This window comes from Candidatus Frankia alpina, from assembly GCF_902806485.1.
Lineage (GTDB): Bacteria > Actinomycetota > Actinomycetes > Frankiales > Frankiaceae > Frankia > Frankia alpina.
The window spans coordinates 1-1,350 of the sequence record NZ_CADCWT010000472.1 but is presented as its reverse complement, the minus strand read 5'-3'; the positions used below and the strand labels follow the sequence as shown (position 1 = coordinate 1,350).

The 1,350-nt window shown below is 65.4% G+C and carries 3 protein-coding genes; 2 read left to right on the top strand and 1 reads right to left on the bottom strand.

Annotation, left to right across the window (positions count from 1 at the left end; genetic code table 11):
• Positions 1-3 precede the first annotated feature (3 nt).
• A complete protein-coding gene (locus G6R25_RS24015) occupies positions 4-360 on the bottom strand; it encodes an SCO4848 family membrane protein (protein ID WP_419469414.1) in 357 nt (118 codons plus the stop codon).
• 111 nt (positions 361-471) lie between these two features.
• Between G6R25_RS24015 and G6R25_RS24010 the strand changes: the two genes are divergently transcribed.
• Positions 472-756, top strand: coding sequence for a hypothetical protein (locus G6R25_RS24010; RefSeq protein WP_235949534.1), 285 nt, complete (start codon positions 472-474; stop codon positions 754-756).
• Entirely contained in the window at positions 753-1,160 is a 408-nt protein-coding gene (locus G6R25_RS24005) for a type II toxin-antitoxin system VapC family toxin (RefSeq protein ID WP_163554656.1), read from the top strand. Before G6R25_RS24010 ends, G6R25_RS24005 begins: the two co-directional genes overlap by 4 nt.
• Positions 1,161-1,350: the final 190 nt, after the last annotated feature.

The following is a 1,350-nucleotide window of genomic DNA, read 5'->3' as shown; positions in this document are numbered from 1 at the left end:
CTACTAGGTCGTAGACGAATCCGAATTGATCAGTTGCTTGGGTGGGGCAACGTCTTCGGCGACGCTGGAACGACCGGCGCGTGCCGCACGGATACCGAGCCACCCGGCCACGGAGCCGATCACGAGCGAGACGACGGTCAGGACCAGGTGGACGGTGAAAAAGCCGGTCGGGCCGTTGTCCCAGAAACGATCATCCTTCCAGATGTTCCGCAGGAAGTTCGGCCAGATCGCCCAGCTCCAGACACCGACCGCGATCAGGAACCAGGACGCACGCTTCGACAGAGTCACCCCACCAGCCTCGCACCCACAGCCCCCGTGGCCTCTCTGTGGACGCGCGATTTCAGCCACGTTGATCGCCATAGAGTGGAATAGCGGCCAGAGTCGCGACGGGCTTGTTGCTCGAGCTGTCTTGCATCGACGGGACCATCGGGGCCCCGCCCAAGGCGAGAAGATCGATGGAGGGTGCGGCGGGTGAGCCGAAGTTACGATGTCGCCATGACGGAGATGCCGCTCCCGCCCGACGACCAGCTTGCCGAGGTCGTCCGAGAGGCTGCCGCGTCTGGTCAGGTCGTCTACCTGACGGACAAGGGCCAGCGGTTGGCCGCGATCGTGCCGGCGGGTCTCGCCGAACTCCTCGAACGGAGTGAGACGACCGACGGTCGGCGGGTGCTCGGCGCTCGGGGCGCCGGCCGCAGCGGCAGGCAGGACATCTCCGAACGCATGGAGGAGATCCTCGCCAACGAGGTGGCGTCATAGCCCTCGTAGTCGACGCAGGTCCGCTCTACGCGTACGTCGACGCCGACGACCAACATCACAAGGCCTGCGCGGACCTGCTGGAAACCCATCCCGGCCCGCTGATCGTCCCCACCCTCGTAATCACCGAGGTGGTCTACCTACTCGGTACCCGACTCGGCACACAGGCCAAGCTGCGCTTCCTCGCGGACCTGGCCTCCGGGGTGTTCGATGTCGAGGCCGTCCACCCAACCGACTGGCTGCGGATCGCGGACCTGGTCAACCAGTACCGCAACCTGCCCCTGGGCACCGTGGATGCATCAGTGATCGCCTGCGCGGAACGGCTCGGCGTCGATGAGGTCGCCACCGTCGACCGCCGACACTTCACCGTTGCCAAACCCAATCGGACGCTCACACTCCTGCCCTAGTCGATCACCGATCGGGGCGGCGTGGCTTCCGGAATGTGACGTGCACGCGCGTCCAGCGAGACGCTCCTTCGCGAGTAACCCACCATTCGGTCGTCGCAGCCACTGGCCGATCACCGGCGTGCCCCAGAGCCAGTACCTAGCCCGAGTTTCCATACCGGCGGGTAACTTATGCCCTTTCGGTCGTGATCGT

Bases quoted from the DNA above. Each gene is read 5' to 3' on its own strand.
- G6R25_RS24015 (WP_419469414.1), bottom strand. From the start codon at position 360: ATGGCGATCAACGTGGCTGAAATCGCGCGTCCACAGAGAGGCCACGGG.